This is a genomic window from Gudongella oleilytica (genome assembly GCF_004101785.1).
Classification (GTDB): domain Bacteria; phylum Bacillota; class Clostridia; order Tissierellales; family Tissierellaceae; genus Gudongella; species Gudongella oleilytica.
On record NZ_CP035130.1, the window covers coordinates 1,892,140 to 1,909,146 of the forward strand.

Annotated in this window: 9 protein-coding genes, 1 tRNA gene and 3 rRNA genes; 1 reads left to right on the plus strand and 12 read right to left on the minus strand. The window is 45.9% G+C overall.

Annotated elements, in window-relative coordinates; genetic code table 11:
• Positions 1-7 precede the first annotated feature (7 nt).
• The 5 genes from EC328_RS09175 to EC328_RS09195 all read right to left on the minus strand — a co-directional run bounded on the left by EC328_RS09175 (position 8) and on the right by EC328_RS09195 (position 7,920).
• Positions 8-3,250 (minus strand): type I restriction endonuclease subunit R, encoded by a 3,243-nt coding sequence (locus tag EC328_RS09175; RefSeq protein WP_128426511.1) that lies wholly within the window; start codon positions 3,248-3,250, stop codon positions 8-10.
• A 26-nt stretch (positions 3,251-3,276) separates the two neighbouring features.
• The gene (locus EC328_RS09180; protein ID WP_128426512.1) at positions 3,277-4,440 is read right to left on the minus strand and encodes a restriction endonuclease subunit S; all 1,164 of its coding nucleotides are present in this window, start codon (positions 4,438-4,440) and stop codon (positions 3,277-3,279) included.
• Complete coding sequence (locus tag EC328_RS09185) at positions 4,430-5,953, minus strand: class I SAM-dependent DNA methyltransferase (protein WP_128426513.1); 1,524 nt, start codon at positions 5,951-5,953, stop codon at positions 4,430-4,432. The genes EC328_RS09180 and EC328_RS09185 overlap by 11 nt, the downstream gene beginning before the upstream one ends.
• A 189-nt stretch (positions 5,954-6,142) precedes the next feature.
• Positions 6,143-7,399 (minus strand): uracil-xanthine permease family protein, encoded by a 1,257-nt coding sequence (locus tag EC328_RS09190; RefSeq protein ID WP_128426514.1) that lies wholly within the window; start codon positions 7,397-7,399, stop codon positions 6,143-6,145.
• Between the two features lie 80 nt (positions 7,400-7,479).
• Positions 7,480-7,920 (minus strand): hypothetical protein, encoded by a 441-nt coding sequence (locus tag EC328_RS09195; RefSeq protein ID WP_128426515.1) that lies wholly within the window; start codon positions 7,918-7,920, stop codon positions 7,480-7,482.
• A 144-nt stretch (positions 7,921-8,064) separates the two neighbouring features.
• Here EC328_RS09195 and EC328_RS11835 point away from each other — a divergent pair, with 144 nt between their 5' ends.
• Positions 8,065-8,190, plus strand: coding sequence for a hypothetical protein (locus tag EC328_RS11835; RefSeq protein ID WP_276318536.1), 126 nt, complete (start codon positions 8,065-8,067; stop codon positions 8,188-8,190).
• A gap of 109 nt (positions 8,191-8,299) precedes the next feature.
• Here EC328_RS11835 and rrf read toward each other — a convergent pair.
• The 7 genes from rrf to greA form a co-directional block, all read right to left on the minus strand.
• Positions 8,300-8,416 (minus strand): 5S ribosomal RNA (rrf, locus tag EC328_RS09200).
• Between the two features lie 155 nt (positions 8,417-8,571).
• Positions 8,572-11,511: ribosomal RNA gene (locus EC328_RS09205) — 23S ribosomal RNA — on the minus strand.
• A 189-nt stretch (positions 11,512-11,700) separates the two neighbouring features.
• Positions 11,701-11,777, minus strand: a tRNA-Ile gene (locus tag EC328_RS09210).
• A 98-nt stretch (positions 11,778-11,875) separates the two neighbouring features.
• Positions 11,876-13,411, minus strand: a 16S ribosomal RNA gene (locus EC328_RS09215).
• Together the 16S, 23S and 5S rRNA genes with 1 tRNA gene alongside form the textbook arrangement of a ribosomal RNA operon.
• A 238-nt stretch (positions 13,412-13,649) precedes the next feature.
• Entirely contained in the window at positions 13,650-14,855 is a 1,206-nt protein-coding gene (locus EC328_RS09220; protein ID WP_128426516.1) for a glycosyltransferase family 4 protein, read from the minus strand.
• 64 nt (positions 14,856-14,919) lie between these two features.
• Positions 14,920-16,398 carry a lysine--tRNA ligase gene (lysS, locus tag EC328_RS09225; protein ID WP_128426517.1) on the minus strand — a complete coding sequence of 493 codons (1,479 nt, stop codon included), beginning with the start codon at positions 16,396-16,398 and terminating at the stop codon, positions 14,920-14,922.
• Positions 16,399-16,415: 17 nt separating this feature from the next.
• Positions 16,416-16,892 (minus strand): transcription elongation factor GreA, encoded by a 477-nt coding sequence (gene greA, locus EC328_RS09230; protein WP_128426518.1) that lies wholly within the window; start codon positions 16,890-16,892, stop codon positions 16,416-16,418.
• Between the last annotated feature and the right edge of the window lie 115 nt (positions 16,893-17,007).

Below are 17,007 nucleotides of genomic sequence, written 5' to 3' on the forward strand. Positions count from 1 at the left end.
GCCCTCCTTAATACTCTGTCTGTTCCTCTTCAGCTACCCAACCGTAGGTGCTCTCCACTTCATCGTAGAAGTTGCCAGCCATCTTCTCAGCCTGTCTCATTACAACTGTCATAGCTTGGATCCTCTTATCAGGTGGATAGTCGTACTTCTTAAGTAGTCGCTTTATGACCCTCCTTATGTTTGCTCTGGCACTCTTACGGATGTTCCAGTCGACGGTAGTGTTGCTCCTTATAGCCTCTGTCAGTTCCCTTGCTATCTTCTTCAGGATCTCATCCTCCATAAGCTGCTTTACAAGGTCATCTGCTGTAAGAGCATAGTAGAATGCAATCTCATCCTCCGAAAGTCCCAGCTTCTTCTCTTCATCCTGAGATGCCTTGATCTCATGAGCCATTCTGATAAGCTCTTCAAGCACTTCAACGTTTGTAAGTGATTGGTTCCTGTATTTGTTGAGGGCTCTTGTGAGCATTTCTGAGAACTTCTCTGACTTGACGAGGTTCGTTCTCTCAATGGTCTTGATCTTTCCTTCAAGGAGCTTCCTGAGCATTTCAACTGCAAGGTTCTTATGGTCCATATGTCTTATCTCATTGAGGAAGTCCTCAGACAGTATCGATATCTCAGGCTTCTCAAGCTTCAATGCATCGAACACGTCTATTACTTCCTCGGATATTATGCTTCTTTGAAGCATCTGGTTTATCCTTGCATCTATCTCTGCTTTGGATAATACCGGCGATTTCCTGTCTTCAAGCTTTACCAGGCTTGCCTTTACTGCCTTGAAGTAGCTGACCTCAAGGTTCTTGTTCCTGCCCTCTTCTGTTGCTGCACATAGAGCATGGGCTTTGGCCAGCTCTAATGTGATCTTCTTGAACTCCTTCTGGTCCTCATCTGACATTCCAAGTATATGGTCCATTCCTCCAGCTATTGCTCTTGCTCTCTTAAGTTGGGATGTACCCATAAAGTCTGTGTAATTGTAGCCATGCATCATATTATTAAGTATCTCAAGCTTTTCAAGCATTATGTTTACTGCAACGCTTGTATCTATTCCTGTGTTTTTCCTGTCTTTGTTGGTGTACTGGTTAAGAGCATCCTTAAGGCTTTCAAGTATTCCTATGTAGTCGACTACTACTCCGCCTGACTTCTCTTTGAATACCCTGTTTACCCTTGCTATAGCCTGCATCAGGTTATGCCCTCTCATTGGCTTGTCCACATACATTGTGTGCATGGAGGGCACGTCGAAGCCTGTGAGCCACATATCCCTTACTATTACAAGCTTCAACTCATCGTTGTTGTCCTTCATCCTCTTAGCTAAAAGATCCCGTCTCTGCTTGCCGCCGACATGCTTCTGGATCTTTTCTTCATCAGCTGCGCTTCCTGTCATTACTACCTTTATCTTGCCCTTGTCGAGATCGTCATTGTGCCATTCCGGTCTTATGGATATTATCTCATCGTAAAGCTCAGCACAAATTCGTCTGCTCATGCAGACTATCATTGCCTTGCCGTCTATTGCCTTCGATTTCTCCTCGTAGTGGCTGACGATATCCTCTGCAAGCTTCTTTATCCTGTTGGGAGAGCCTACCACTGCTTCAAGGCGAGACCACTTGGACCTTGTCTTATCCCTTACTGAGTCCTCCTGACCTTCGGTTACCTCTTCGAACTCCTCATCAAGGTTCTTCAGCTCTTCGTCGTCTGTATCAAGCTTGATGATCCTGTTCTCATAGTAGATCCTTACAGTAGCTTCGTCCTCTACTGCCTGGGTCATGTCGTATGTATCTATGGTTTGTCCAAACACCGCTGTTGTGGACTTGTCCTCAAGGTCAATTGGTGTTCCTGTAAAGCCTATAAAGGATGCATTTGGTAGGGCATCCCTGACATATTTTGCGTAGCCGTAGGAGATCTCGCCGGTCTTTATGTCTGCCTTTGCTTTAAGACCGTACTGGCTTCTATGGGCTTCATCTGCTATTACTATTACGTTTCTCCTGTCTGTTAGTACAGGCATGTCTCCTTCTTCAGGGCTAAACTTCTGGATGGTAGTAAAAATTATTCCACCTGATTCCCTTTCGTTAAGGAGATCATACAGTCCGTTTATCTCTGTGCCGTTACCTGCTGACGCTTTGGTTCTCTTCTGAGCATCGGTCAGTCTTCTTACATCAGCCTGAACCGGGGTCTGTCTTAGGATCTCTTTTGATTTGCTGAAGGTTGAGAAGAGCTGATCGTCAAGGTCGTTTCTGTCTGTTATGACTATTATTGTGGGATTGTTGAGTTCCCTGATTAGATTTGCTGCATAGAAGACCATGGAGAAGCTCTTGCCTGACCCTTGAGTGTGCCAGACTACTCCGATCTTTCTGTCTCCATTTACATCTATTGCTTCCTTGGTCTTTTTTACTGCTTTCTTTACCGCGAAGTACTGGTGATAGCCTGCCAGTATCTTTACTATGGATTTCACATCGCCAAGCTTCTTGCCGTCGATGTCGATATCAGATCCCTTTGATTCCTGGAACAGGATAAAGCTTCTTATGATGTCGGTCAGCCTTTCTTTTTCAAGCATTCCCTTGATAAGTACCTCGAATTGGGGTTTATATAAAGGCTCTATCGTTTCTCCGTCCTCAGTTCTCCAGTTCATGAACCATTCAAGATTTGAAGTTATTGTTCCTACCTTTGCATTCACTCCGTCTGTCAGTATCGAAAAGGCATTGTAGTTGAACAGGGACGGAATGTCCTTCTTATAGGTCTGGATCTGGTTGTATGCACTTTCTATACCTACGTTTTCATCCACTGCTGACTTAAGCTCCATTACTACTAATGGGATGCCGTTTATGTAGATGACTACATCTGGTCTTCTTGATTCGTTCTCTATTACTGTAAGCTGGTTCACTGCAAGAAAGCTGTTGTTTTCTGGATGGTCAAAGTCGATTATGTATGCCCTTTTGGTCCTGATATGACCTTTTTCATTGAAGGACACTTCAATTCCTTCCACCATAAGCTGGTGGAAGTATTTGTTGTTCTCTTCGAGCATGGGGCTGTTAAAGGTTATGATCTGTCTGAAGGCTTCTTCAAGGGCTTCCTCTGGAAGATGCCTGTTGATCCTTTTAAGGGCATCTTTAACTCTGTGAGCAAGGATCACTTCCTTGTAGTCCTTTCTCTCCTCCTGATCTCCTCCAGGAGAGATGTCTGGACCAAAGGCATAGTGATAGCCCATTGATTGCAACAGCTCAAGGACTGATTCTTCAAGCATGCTCTCATTGAACACATCCATATCTAAACAGCCTCCTTTCTCTTAGATTATTGTTCGTTATCGATTGGTACTCTGATTTCTCCAGACATAAGCTTAGGGAGCAGCGTGTCACGGATTGATTCCAGTACTTGATTTTCTTTAGATATGTATACTATCTTTTGGTGAATTGGATCAACTAGATGGTTAAACTTTTCCAATAGTACTGAATTAGGATTTATTATCCTAATTCTATCAACATCACTTTTCCCAAAATGTATAACAGTTGTACCAGTCTTAGAGAATTCCAAACCTCGCATATATGGCTTTATTAGTTCGTACAAGTAATATTTGTGAACATGGTTATTTTTAGGCTTCAAAAGGCATACTCTCTGATTCAACAAAGCCTTTTTACCCCTCCATATTGTTGGTCTAAACTCTGCGTCCATGCCAATGAGTATATCTCCTGCTTCAATTATTGTCTCTTTCATATGTTTCTCAGTTGTAAAAAACTGAGGGCTTCCAGTCTTCAAATCTCTTATCCTAATTATAGGTAAGCCTTCTCCTAACTCATTAAACAATTTTGAACTAAATGGGGCACCATATATAAAATCTGCTATAGAATAAATACTGCCAACTTCCCATCCCTTTGGAATAGGTCCAAGTTCGCTGTCAACCATCTCTCCTCCTGAAGACTTATATGGCTCTCCGTCTTCATTGGGAAATTTAAAGTCCACGAACCAGTGCTTGAATATTGCCTGTGCCATCTCTTCCAGGGTCTTGTTGATTTTGTTGTTGACCTCGATCTTTTCATCAAGGGTAGATAGGATGTGGGCAATGGCTTTTTGTTCTTGGAGTGGTGGGCAGGTAAGTTGTACCTGCTTAAGAATACCTTGTGTAATAAGTGGTTGCGAACTTCCTATCCTAAGATTGTGTAGATTTCTAGCAAATAAATGATAATACAAATATTTACTATCATATCCCTCTTTTGCTTGGACAAGTATTGCATTATCTGATATCCAACACTTCCCATCGTAATAGTAAACATTACCGCAATACGCACCAACCCGTCCAATGATTATGTTTTCTCCACTAGTATTGCTTGAATCGCAATAATCAAGTATTCCGTTCCCACCATACACTGGTAAGTTACCATAATTATCTGGTCTTTTCTTGCCATTATAGAATTCTACAACATCTTCAAGTTTAACCTCTCTCCACTCACTAAAACTCATACCCAATCCCCCCAAGGCTCTTCCTTATCTCCTCCTCAAGGTGTCTGGATTTGGCGAATAGCTCTGCAAGCTCGGAAGTCATATTCTCCATCCTCTCATCAAAAGGTATTCCGTCATCCTCTACTTCTTCTATACCTACATATCTTCCCGGAGTGAGGACATATTCGTGGCCTCTTATCTCCTCCAGCTTAGCTGATTTGCAGAAGCCCTGAATATCCTCATAGTCTCCATCCTTATTTCTCCAGCTGTGGTACGTCTCCGATATCTTTTGGATATCATCATCCTTAAGTTCTCGGTGTCTTCTGTCTACCATCTCTCCAAGCTTTCGGGCGTCAATGAACAGAACCTCATGCTCCCTTGATCTGAAGCTTGGGTTGTCTTTCTTGTTCCTATTAAGTATCCATAGTGATACAGGTATTCCAGTTGAATAGAAAAGCTTGTCCGGCAGTGCTACTATTGCATCCACAAAGTCTGCTTCAAGAAGGTTTTTTCTAATCTCACCCTCGTTGGAGGTATTTGAGCTCAATGATCCGTTGGCGAGTACTATACCCGCTGTTCCGTTTGGAGCAAGGTGATATACCATATGCTGCAACCATGCGTAGTTGGCATTGCCTGTTGGCGGTATCCCGTATTTCCATCTGACATCGTCCTTTAACCGTTCTCCTCCCCAGTCGCTGATATTAAATGGAGGATTGGCCAATATATAATCTGCCTTAAGTGTCTTGTGAAGGTCGTTATGGAAGGTATCGTCGTGGTGAGGTCCCAAGTTGGCATCGAGTCCCCTTATTGCAAGGTTCATCCTGCAGAGCTTCCAAGTGGTCGAGTTAAGCTCCTGGCCGTATATGGAAAGGTTGTCCACCTTGCCCTGATGATCCTCAACGAACTTTTCACTCTGTATGAACATACCCCCTGATCCGCAGCATGGATCATAGACCCTTCCCTGATATGGCTCTATCATTTCTACAAGGGTCTTTACTATGCTTGTAGGAGTGTAGAATTCTCCACCGCCTTTACCCTCTGCGCTGGCGAACTGTCCAAGGAAGTACTCGTACACTCTTCCAAGGAGATCCTTCTCTCCGTTGTTGTGAAGCTTTATGGTTGAAATAAGGTCGATAAGCTCTCCAAGTCTTCTCTTGTCGATCTCCGGCCTTGCGTACCTCTTATCGAGAACACCCTTAAGAGTCGGGTTCTCCTTCTCAATAAGGATCATGGCGTCGTCCACGAATTGCCCTATCTTGGGATCCTTTGCATTGTCCATAATAAAGGACCACCTTGCTTCCTTAGGCACCCAGAAGATGTTCTCTGCAGCGTATTCATCCCTGTCTTCCTCAAAGCCTTCTCCTTCATCTATCAGCTCGTTGAATCTGGTTTCAAATTTATCTGATATGTATTTTAGAAATATCAACCCGAGAACCACATGCTTGTATTCAGCCGCATCCATACTTCCCCGAAGCTTGTCTGCTGCTTTCCAAAGTGTCTCTTCAAAGCCGATATTCCCTGTTTGTTCTGACATATATGATCCTCCTTGTGTCAATATCTCCCTATATGTCTTATTTTACTTGTTAATTCATAGAAGGTCAAACCATTGTTCCAATTTTCTGGAGAATTGATTTATTTACCATATTTTCTTAGATACAATAAAAAAACTGGCTAAGGTATTACCCCTAACCAGTCTTATATGTTTGATTTATTTCTCTATTCATTATGCCTTTTTAAGGTTCAGTGCTGCGTTTAGAAGTATTCCCACTATTGCTGCGAAGCTTAGTCCTGTGATCTGAACGGTCTCATTTATTGGGATCCCTACTGTGAAGCCCAGCATTGCGCTAAGCTGTGAACTGAACATTCCAAGTACAAGTATTGTTGCCATTACCAGAAGGTTCTTCCAGTTCATTTCAACCTTGCTGTTCTTTATAGTCTTTACACCTATGAGGGCGATCATGCTGAAAAGCATTATGCTTATTCCACCCATTACTGAGGTTGGGATGCTGCTTAGAACTGCACCGACCTTTGATACGAAGGCCAGTACTATTGCGAATACTGCTGCAAGTCTTAGTGTTGACGGATCGTAGTTCTTAGTTATTGCCAGAACTCCTGTGTTCTCTCCGTAGGTTGTGTTTGCTGGTCCGCCTATTAGTGCTGCTGCCATAGTTGCCAAACCGTCTCCAAGAAGGGTCCTGTTAAGGCCCGGGTCTTTTATGAAGTCCTTGCCAACAACCTGTCCGTTTGTGGTAATGTCTCCAAGATGCTCCATGAAAACTGCAAGGACTACTGGAGCGATTATTGCTATTGCACCCATGTCGAACTTAGGTAGCGTGAACTGTGGTATTGCTACAAGCTTTGCACTGCTTACTATGGTTGGATCTACAAGTCCCATTGCATAGGCTATGCTGTAGCCAACAAGAACTGCGATAAGTATTGAAAGCTGCTTTATGAAGCCTTTTCCAAGGAAAGTTATTAATAAAGCGATTCCAAGGGTCAAGCCTGCGACCATAAGGTTTTGAGTTGCCATTCCATATGCTACCGGTACAAGGTTAAGACCTATTACTATGATCATAGGACCAATTACCTGTGGAGCAAGGAATTTTTGTATGTTTTCTACACCTATTGTCTTGATAAGGAAGGATAAAAGGACATAAATTAATCCGGCTACTACGATGCCTCCTTGGGCATAGGCCAGATCACCATTGAATAATTCTTTAACTGTAAGTATTACGGGGATAAATGCGAAGGATGAACCGAGGAAAACGGGTACCTTGCCCTTAGTGCAAGCGTGGAATATAAGTGTTCCCATACCTGCTGACAGAAGTGCTATTGATGGGTTCATGCCTGTGATGATCGGTACCAGTACCGTTGCACCAAACATTGCGATTAGATGCTGAAGTGCAAGGACAGTTTTTTTTGCATTGGCAGTTGTGATATTACCTGCTTTCAACGTTGTTTTTACAACATTCTCAGTCATATTCTATTCTCCTTTCCAGCCTCTCAGGACTGATTTAAAGTTTTTTCTTTCCTGAATATTGTACCATTAGGGAAACACTATTACAATCTCAAATTCAAGATTTTTGAACATAACATATGACATAAAATATCCGCTGCGATACGCAGCGGAATGGGTTGTGTATAGTAATAGCTTCCATCCAAGGGTGCAACACCTGTAAGCTTTGCTCCATAAAGCTCAGCTAAGCCTTTAAGCTTTTTCGTGAATTCCTCAGGAGAAGCTTCAACTTTTGTCTCTGCAGAGGGCGGCCCTTCCACCAGGCCTCTTATATCGGAGAGGAAGGCAAATGCGGCATCGACCATTGGAGAGTTTAGTGGATGGTAGAACTTTGTTGAGTCTCCATTCATAGGGGGCATGGCTCTTAAGGAATCGTCAAATTCTTTGTTTTGGGGATTTCTGCTGTAATAATCCTCGTATTCCTTTGTGCCTTCAGTCCTTGCGATCCTTGAGAACATTATGTTTCTTTCATCTATCCGTGGCATTTTATCATCTCCCTGGTTGGTTGAATATTTCGGGTGCAGGTTATTATTTTGATTATACCATTTGGGAGATGTTTCGAGGGAAGAAATGAATGATGAGATGAGATCCCTCGACTTCGCTCGGGATGACAGAAGGGGAGGCACGGGATGACAGAGGAGGTTCGGGCAGACAGGGACGTCTGCCCCTACGAAGGCAGGGTTACAGAGGAGGTTCGGGCAGACAGGGACGTCTGCCCCTACAAGGGCATGGTTACAGAGGCGATGCAAGGGTGACAGAGGAGGTTCGGGCAGACAGGGACGTCTGCCCCTACAAGGGCATGGTTACAGAGGTAATAGGCATAAAAAAAGACCCACTGCAATAAGCAGCGGATCCTCATTTAGAAACTGGCAACTTCCTACTCTCCCAGGTCGTTTCCAACCAAGTACCATCGGCGTTAAGAGGCTTAACTTCTGTGTTCGGTATGGGTACAGGTGTCTCCCTCTTGCTATCGTCACCAGACGAAAACTAAATCTTTCTAAGAACAAACATTACTTCTTTCAATTCACAATTCTCAGTTCACAGTTCACAATTACTTGGGTCATTCTCTTGGGTCTTAGACCCTAAATCCTTACTTCCACAATTGTGCATTGTGCATTGTCAATCGTCAATTGGTTTAGGTCAAGTCCTCGACATATTAGTATCTCTTAGCTTCAAACATTGCTGCTCTTTCACCTGAGACCTATCTACCAGGTCGTCTTCCTGGTGTCTTACTCACTTCCGTGATGGGAAATCTCATCTTGAGGGGGGCTTCGTGCTTAGATGCCTTCAGCACTTATCCCGTCCAAACTTAGCTACTCAGCCATGCCTTTGGCAAGACAACTGATCCACCATAGGTTTGTCCATCCCGGTCCTCTCGTACTAAGGACAGCTCCTCTCAAATTTCCTGCGCCCACGACGGATAGGGACCGAACTGTCTCACGACGTTCTGAACCCAGCTCGCGTGCCTCTTTAATGGGCGAACAGCCCAACCCTTGGGACCTACTTCAGCCCCAGGATGAGACGAGCCGACATCGAGGTGCCAAACACCCCCGTCGATGTGGACTCTTGGGGGGTATAAGCCTGTTATCCCCGGGGTAGCTTTTATCCGTTGAGCGATGGCCCTTCCACGCGGTACCACCGGATCACTAAGTCCAACTTTCGTTCCTGCTCCACTTGTTGGTGTCGCAGTCAAGCTTCCTTCTGCCTTTACACTCTTCGCACGATTTCCGACCGTGCTGAGGAAACCTTTGAGCGCCTCCGTTACTTTTTAGGAGGCGACCGCCCCAGTCAAACTGCCCAACTGACAGTGTCCCCACACCGGTTTCACGGTGCCAGGTTAGAATTTCAGCATCACAAGAGTGGTATCCCAAGGACGGCTCCACAAATACTGGCGCACTTGCTTCTATGCCTCCCACCTATCCTGTACATGCAATGCCAAAATCCAATGTCAGCCTGCAGTAAAGCTCCACGGGGTCTTTCCGTCCTGTCGCGGGTAACTCGCATCTTCACGAGTACTACAATTTCACCGGATCCTTTGTTGAGACAGTGCCCAAATCGTTACACCTTTCGTGCGGGTCGGAACTTACCCGACAAGGAATTTCGCTACCTTAGGACCGTTATAGTTACGGCCGCCGTTTACTGGGGCTTAAGTTCACACCTTCGAGGTTTCCCTCTAAGCATTCCCCTTAACCTTCCAGCACCGGGCAGGTGTCACCCCCTATACTTCGTCTTTCGACTTAGCAGAGAGTTGTGTTTTTGGTAAACAGTCGCTTGGGCCTTTTCACTGCGGCCACCTGAAGCTTGTTTATCGTTTGATATCCACTTCAAATGGCACCCCTTCTCCCGAAGTTACGGGGCTATTTTGCCGAGTTCCTTAACAAAGGTTCTTCCGCTCGTCTTAGGATTCTCTCCTCACCTACCTGTGTCGGTTTGCGGTACGGGTGAAAATATTCTCGATAGTGGCTTTTCTTGGCAGTGTGGAGTCTGCAGCTTCTCTACTTGTTTTTCGATCCCCATCACACCTCAGGATCATTAAGAAAACGGATTTGCCTGTCTTCTCTCCCTACGTGCTTAGACGTGCTCTTCCAACCGCACGCTCTGCATATCCTCCTGCGTCCCCACTTCTCTGTTAACGAATACCTCCAGTACAGGAATCATAACCTGTTGTCCATCACCTACGCTTTTCAGCCTTGGCTTAGGTCCCGACTTACCCTGAGTGGACGAGCCTTCCTCAGGAAACCTTAGGTTTTCGACGGGTGAGATTCTCACTCACCTTTCGCTACTTATGCCAGCATTCTCTCTTGTGTAATGTCCAGCGCTCCTTTCGGTACACCTTCGTCCCTTACACAATGCTCCTCTACCGATGTATTTATACATCCCACAGCTTCGGTATCTGATTTTAGCCCCGGAAATCTTCGGCGCAAGGTCTCTCGACCAGTGAGCTATTACGCACTCTTTAAATGTGTGGCTGCTTCTAAGCCAACATCCTGGTTGTCTGTGAAACCTCACATCCTTTACCACTTAATCAGTATTTTGGGACCTTAGCTGGTGATCTGGGCTCTTTCCCTTTTGACTATGAAGCTTATCCCCCACAGTCTGACTCCCAAGCTTATGAGTATGGCATTCGGAGTTTGATAGGTTTTGGTAACACTATGTGCCCCTAGACCATTCAGTGCTCTACCTCCATCTCATCCATTCTTGAGGCTAGCCCTAAAGCTATTTCGAGGAGAACCAGCTATCTCCGAGTTCGATTGGCTTTTCACCCCTATCCACAGGTCATCCCATAGCTTTTAAACGCTACCGGGTTCGAGCCTCCATTTTATTTTACTAAAACTTCACTCTGCCCATGGATAGGTCACCCGGTTTCGGGTCTATGACATGCAACTATATCCGCCCTGTTAAGACTCGGTTTCCCTACGGCTCCGTAACTTAATTACTTAACCTCGCTGCATATCATAACTCGCTGGCCCGTTCTACAAAAAGTACGCGGTCACACTTTTAACGTGCTTCCACTGCTTGTAAGCATAGGGTTTCAGGTTCTTTTTCACTCCCCTCCCGGGGTTCTTTTCGCCTTTCCCTCACGGTACTGTTCACTATCGGTCACCAAGTAGTATTTAGCCTTGGGAGGTGGGCCTCCCTGCTTCCCACGGGATTTCTCGTGTCCCGTGGTACTCTGGAGCACAGCCTGTGAATCTTCCATTTCGTCTACAGGGCTATCACCTTGTTTCGCAAAGCTTCCCAGCTTTCTTCGACTATGGACCATCCATTCCTTTGCTGTGTCCTCAACCCCTGATAAATCAGGTTTGGGCTCTTTCCATTTCGCTCGCCGCTACTTTGAAAATCGATGTTTCTTTCTCTTCCTCAGGGTACTTAGATGTTTCAGTTCCCCTGGTCTACCTCTCATGACTTATTTTATTGGGTCATGAGTACTTGAGGGTTGCTCAAGTGGGTTCCCCCATTCGGATATCTACGGATCGACGTCTATTTGCGACTCCCCGTAGCATTTCGGTGCTTATCCCGTCCTTCTTCGGCTCTTGGTGCCAAGGCATTCGCCCTATGCTCTTAATAACTTGACCTATTTCATGTTTGTTCTTCTTCTTTGATTTAGTTTTCAATGTTCAGTTGAGACAATTCACAGTTCACAGTTCACAGTTCACAGTTATCAGGGTCATTCTCTTAAGTCTAAACCTAAGATCCTTCGCTTTCGCTCAGGATGACTTCTTTTAATTGTGCATTGTGCATTGTTCATCGTGCATTGGATCTCTTGGTGGACCTGGGTGGACTCGAACCACCGACCTCACGCTTATCAGGCGTGCGCTCTAACCGCCTGAGCTACAAGTCCATAATTAAATTGACAATGGACAATTGACAATTGACAATCGTTCATTGGTAGATTTATATAACAAACAGTGTGAGATACTTCAAATGTATCTTCCTTAGAAAGGAGGTGATCCAGCCGCACCTTCCGATACGGCTACCTTGTTACGACTTCACCCCAGTCATTGCCCCTACCTTCGACAGCTGCCCCCTTTTATGGTTAGCTCACTGGCTTCGGGTATTGACAACTCCCATGGTGTGACGGGCGGTGTGTACAAGACCCGGGAACGCATTCACCGCGGCATTCTGATCCGCGATTACTAGCAACTCCGACTTCATGCAGGCGAGTTGCAGCCTGCAATCCGAACTGGGATCGGCTTTTAGAGATTTGCTTGCCATCGCTGACTTGCTTCTCGTTGTACCGACCATTGTAGCACGTGTGTAGCCCAGGACATAAAGGGCATGATGATTTGACGTCATCCCCACCTTCCTCCGATTTGTCATCGGCAGTCTCTTTAGAGTGCCCAACTTAATGATGGCAACTAAAGACAAGGGTTGCGCTCGTTGCGGGACTTAACCCAACATCTCACGACACGAGCTGACGACAACCATGCACCACCTGTGTCCGCTGTACCCCGAAGGATAAAGATGCATCTCTGCACCGGTCAGCGGCATGTCAAGCCCTGGTAAGGTTCTTCGCGTTGCTTCGAATTAAACCACATGCTCCGCTGCTTGTGCGGGTCCCCGTCAATTCCTTTGAGTTTCATACTTGCGTACGTACTCCCCAGGCGGAGTGCTTAATGCGTTAGCTGCGGCACCGAGGTTTGACCCCCAACACCTAGCACTCATCGTTTACGGCGTGGACTACCAGGGTATCTAATCCTGTTTGCTCCCCACGCTTTCGTTCCTCAGCGTCAGTATAAGTCCAGAAAGTCGCCTTCGCCACTGGTATTCCTCCTAATATCTACGCATTTCACCGCTACACTAGGAATTCCACTTTCCTCTCCTTAACTCAAGTCTGACAGTTTCAAATGCTTACGTAGGTTGAGCCTACGCCTTTCACATCTGACTTATCAGACCGCCTGCGAACCCTTTACGCCCAATAATTCCGGACAACGCTCGCCCCCTACGTATTACCGCGGCTGCTGGCACGTAGTTAGCCGGGGCTTCCTCCTTGGGTACCGTCATTATCTTCCCCAAGGACAGAACTTTACAACCCGAAGGCCTTCATCATTCACGCGGCGTCGCTGCATCAGAGTTTCCTCCATTGTGCAATATTCCCCACTGCTGCCTCCCGTAGGAGTCTGGACCGTGTCTCAGTTCCAGTGTGGCCGTTCACCCTCTCAGGCCGGCTACCTATCGAAGCCTTGGTGAGCCGTTACCTCACCAACTAGCTAATAGGACGCGAGACCATCTTTCACCGCTTATTCGCTTTGACTGATCTACCATGCGGTAATTCAGTTTCATAAGGTATTAATCCCAGTTTCCCGAGGCTATCCCTTTGTGAAAGGCAGGTTTCTCACGCGTTACTCACCCGTCCGCCGCTAAGATGACTCTTCGATCCATCCGAAAATTTCTCTCGGAGTCACTTCGCTCGACTTGCATGTGTTAGGCACGCCGCCAGCGTTCGTCCTGAGCCAGGATCAAACTCTCATTTAATAGTTTGATTTAGCTCATATTATTTGTTCTTAAAAATTGAAATCTTTGGTTCATTCAAAGCTCTCACACTGTTTAGTTATCTAAGTTCATGAGCCGCCCTCTTGAGGCGACTTGCTTAGTATAGCATCTATACTTAAGCGGTGTCAACTGTTTTTTGAAGTTTTTTTGAATATTATTTCGACAGTCGACCTTTTTAGTTTACCCTCTTTTGAAAACGTTGTCAAGGCTATTAATGGGATTATTTCAGGAAATCATCTATTCTATTATAGACTCCTTCCCATGATAGTCTTTCAACTGCCTCCTTGAGAGGTGCAAAACTTATATACCCCTTATGGATATTCTTAATCTGTTTTTTTATGGCCAGTTTCAAATTGTCTTTAAATCCTTCGATGCATTCTTCCGCAGGGATATCTATCCCCTTCATTCTGGGAAGTGGTACAAACTCCACGAAACCAGATCCGGCAAGCTCCTCTCCAAGGTAATCTTTAAGGCCCCATATTTCAGTGGTCACTGCCGGAAGACCGCAAGCCATTGCTTCGAGGAGTACAAGAGGCAAGCCCTCGTAGTAGGAGGGCAGAACGAAGAGATCCGATGCTCTGAATGCATCCGCCAGCCTGTGCTGGGTAAGTGGCCCCAAAAGCCTGACTCCAAGGCTCTCCGCCCGCTTCATTATTTCTGACGCCTCGCTGCCTGTGCCCGCCCCTGCAAGACTGAGCCTTATGGGAGTGTCCCTACTGATTTCCTCATATGCATCCAGCAAGGGGATCAGTCCCTTGGCATGACTCAGCTTCCCGGCATATATGAGCTCGGGCACTCTGTTACGATCTATCCTTCCGGCCGGGTTGAATATATCTGTGTCAAAGCCGCCGCCAATGACTGTGATCCTGTCCTTTGGTATACCATAAAGGTTCGATATCTCTTCCTTTTGTACCCTGTTCAGGGACAATATCCTGCTAAGCTTGCCGCAGCCCTCTCTTACATATTTTCTATAGCCGGGATTCTGCATATACTGTCTCAGGTCTGTGCTGTGGCAGATCGCCATGGTCTTGTCTCCCAGCCCAAGCTCTGCTATTAGAGCAGAGCCCAGCCACAAATGATGGGACAATATCCTGTCGGGCTGGAATTCCTCAACTGCCCTTTGTATTGCAGCCTTGAAATTCTCCTTCCAGATCGACACCTGAAGGATCGTCATGTCCCTGTATCTGGTGCTTTTGTAGGGCATTGTGTCGCTCATGCCCGGAAGGGGAAAATCCAGCTCGCCCTCCTCGAACCTTACTATATCGAGGTACTCAAGTGCGTCGTTCTCATAATCAAGCCCGGGGCCTGATGCGGCAAGAAGACCCTGTGTATGGCCTTTCTTTGAAGCCTCTTTGATTAGATTGTTTACATAAATACCGCTTCCGGTCTTGCCTGGATACTGAAAGAGGATATGGAGCAATTTCAAGGCGGTTTCCTCCCTGGTTCATAAATTATGTATAAAAGCGGCAGGTTGCCCTGCCGCACGTTTACTAATCTTCAATTGGCTTCATCGTCGGGAACAGCAGTACGTCCCTTATGCTTGGTGTGTTGGTGTAGAGTATTATCATTCTGTCTATGCCTATTCCAAGTCCACCTGTAGGAGGAAGACCTACCTCTATGGCGTTTATGAAGTCAGTGTCCATTGGATGTGCTTCATCGTCCCCGAACTCTTTCTGCTTGACCTGCTCCTCGAACCTTTCTCTCTGGTCGATAGGGTCGTTAAGCTCTGAGAAGGCATTGGCAACTTCCCAGGTATTTATAAAGGCTTCAAATCTCTGAGTGATCCTTGGATCGTCAGGATTTCTCTTGGCAAGGGGAGATATTTCCACCGGATGTCCGGTTACGAAGGTTGGCTGCACCAAATGCTTTTCGCAGTACTCCTCGAACATCTCGGCTATTATATGGCCTCTTGTCATGCCGGGCTTTATCTCGATGCCTCTTTTCTTTGCTACGGCTATGGCTTCCTCATCTGTGTTTATTAGTGAGAAGTCTACCCCTGTGTATTCCTTTACGGCCTCTGCCATGTCGACTCTTCTCCACGGAGGTGCCACGTTGATCTCCTTGCCCTGATAGTTAAGAATGGTGGTACCCAAGGTCTTTTCTGCAACATATGCAAACAGGTTTTCGGTAAGTCTCATCATCTCTTCGTAGTCTACGTAAGCCTGGTAAAGCTCGATGCTGGTGAATTCCGGGTTATGTCTTGTGTCCATTCCCTCGTTCCTGAACATCCTGCCCATTTCGTAGACCTTCTCAAAGCCACCGACTATTAGTCTCTTCAGGTAAAGCTCGTTGGCGATCCTAAGGTACATATCCAGATCCAGTGTATTGTGATGGGTTACGAAGGGCCTTGCGTTTGCCCCGCCTGCAATGGTGCTCAGGATCGGTGTATCAACCTCAAGGAAGCCTCTGTCATCCAGGTACTCTTTTACTGCCTTTATTATCTTCGATCTGAGTATAAATGTTTCCTTTACCTCGGGATTGACTATCAGATCTACGTATCTTTGTCTGTATCTAAGGTCCTGATCCTTCAGGCCGTGGAACTTCTCGGGAAGTATTTGAAGAGACTTCGAAAGGATGACGAGCTTGTCGGCCTTGACAGAGATCTCTCCCATTCTTGTCTTGAATACTACCCCTTCGACCCCTATGATATCTCCAAGGTCGAGAAGTGACAGGTCATCGTATTCCTCTTCACCTATTGCATCCTGCTTTACGAATATCTGGATCCTTCCCTCGCTGTCCTGTATGTCTATGAAGCTGGCCTTCCCATGACCCCTTCGGGACATTATTCTTCCGGCAACAGCTACTCTCTGGTTTTCAAGCTCTTCGAAACGGTCCTTGATCTCTGTGCTGTGATGAGTGTAGTCAAACTTCTCAATCAAAAACGGATTCTTACCCTTTTCTATAAGCTTGGACAGCTTGTCCCTTCTGATTTGTAGCATTTCATTCAAGCTTTGCTCGTTGTTCTGCATAGTCTGACCTCCAATCCTTATCTTGCGATCCTTTGAACCTTGTATTTGATTACTCCGTCAGGTACGTTCACGTCTACAACCGTTCCGGCCTTGCTGCCTAAGAGGGCTTTCCCAACCGGTGATTCGTTGGATATCTTTCCTTCATAAGGATTGGCTTCAGCTGATCCAACAATTGTGTATTCTGATTCTTCATTGTATTCCAGGTCGAGAACTGTGACCTTAGAACCCACGCTGACGACCTCTGTTGTGATTTCGTCCTCGTCGATGAGCTTGGCATTTCTAAGGATAGCCTCGAGCTTGGCGATTCTTTCTTCCAGCTTACCTTGCTCATTCTTAGCCTGGTCGTACTCGGAGTTCTCGCTGATATCACCAAAATCAAGTGCCTGCTTTATTCTTTCAGCGACTTCCTTTCGTTTTACCAGCTTAGCTTCCTCAAGCTCCAATTCAAGCTTTGCCAGCCCCTCCGGGGTTAAAAATACGTCTTTTTCAGTCATCAAACTCTCTCCTTTAATGGCGTCAATTTTACGTGACACCGAGTATTTCTGTATTTTAAGCCATTTCTAAAAGTTTTTCCGGGATGTTTCCCGATTGTATGTTCCATATTATAAT

Bases quoted from the DNA above. Each gene is read 5' to 3' on its own strand.
- EC328_RS09175 (WP_128426511.1), bottom strand. From the start codon at position 3,250: ATGGATGTGTTCAATGAGAGCATGCTTGAAGAATCAGTCCTTGAGCTG.
- EC328_RS09180 (WP_128426512.1), bottom strand. From the start codon at position 4,440: ATGAGTTTTAGTGAGTGGAGAGAGGTTAAACTTGAAGATGTTGTAGAA.
- EC328_RS09185 (WP_128426513.1), bottom strand. From the start codon at position 5,953: ATGTCAGAACAAACAGGGAATATCGGCTTTGAAGAGACACTTTGGAAA.
- EC328_RS09190 (WP_128426514.1), bottom strand. From the start codon at position 7,399: ATGACTGAGAATGTTGTAAAAACAACGTTGAAAGCAGGTAATATCACA.
- EC328_RS09195 (WP_128426515.1), bottom strand. From the start codon at position 7,920: ATGCCACGGATAGATGAAAGAAACATAATGTTCTCAAGGATCGCAAGG.
- EC328_RS11835 (WP_276318536.1), top strand. From the start codon at position 8,065: ATGACAGAGGAGGTTCGGGCAGACAGGGACGTCTGCCCCTACGAAGGC.
- lysS (WP_128426517.1), bottom strand. From the start codon at position 16,398: ATGCAGAACAACGAGCAAAGCTTGAATGAAATGCTACAAATCAGAAGG.
- greA (WP_128426518.1), bottom strand. From the start codon at position 16,892: ATGACTGAAAAAGACGTATTTTTAACCCCGGAGGGGCTGGCAAAGCTT.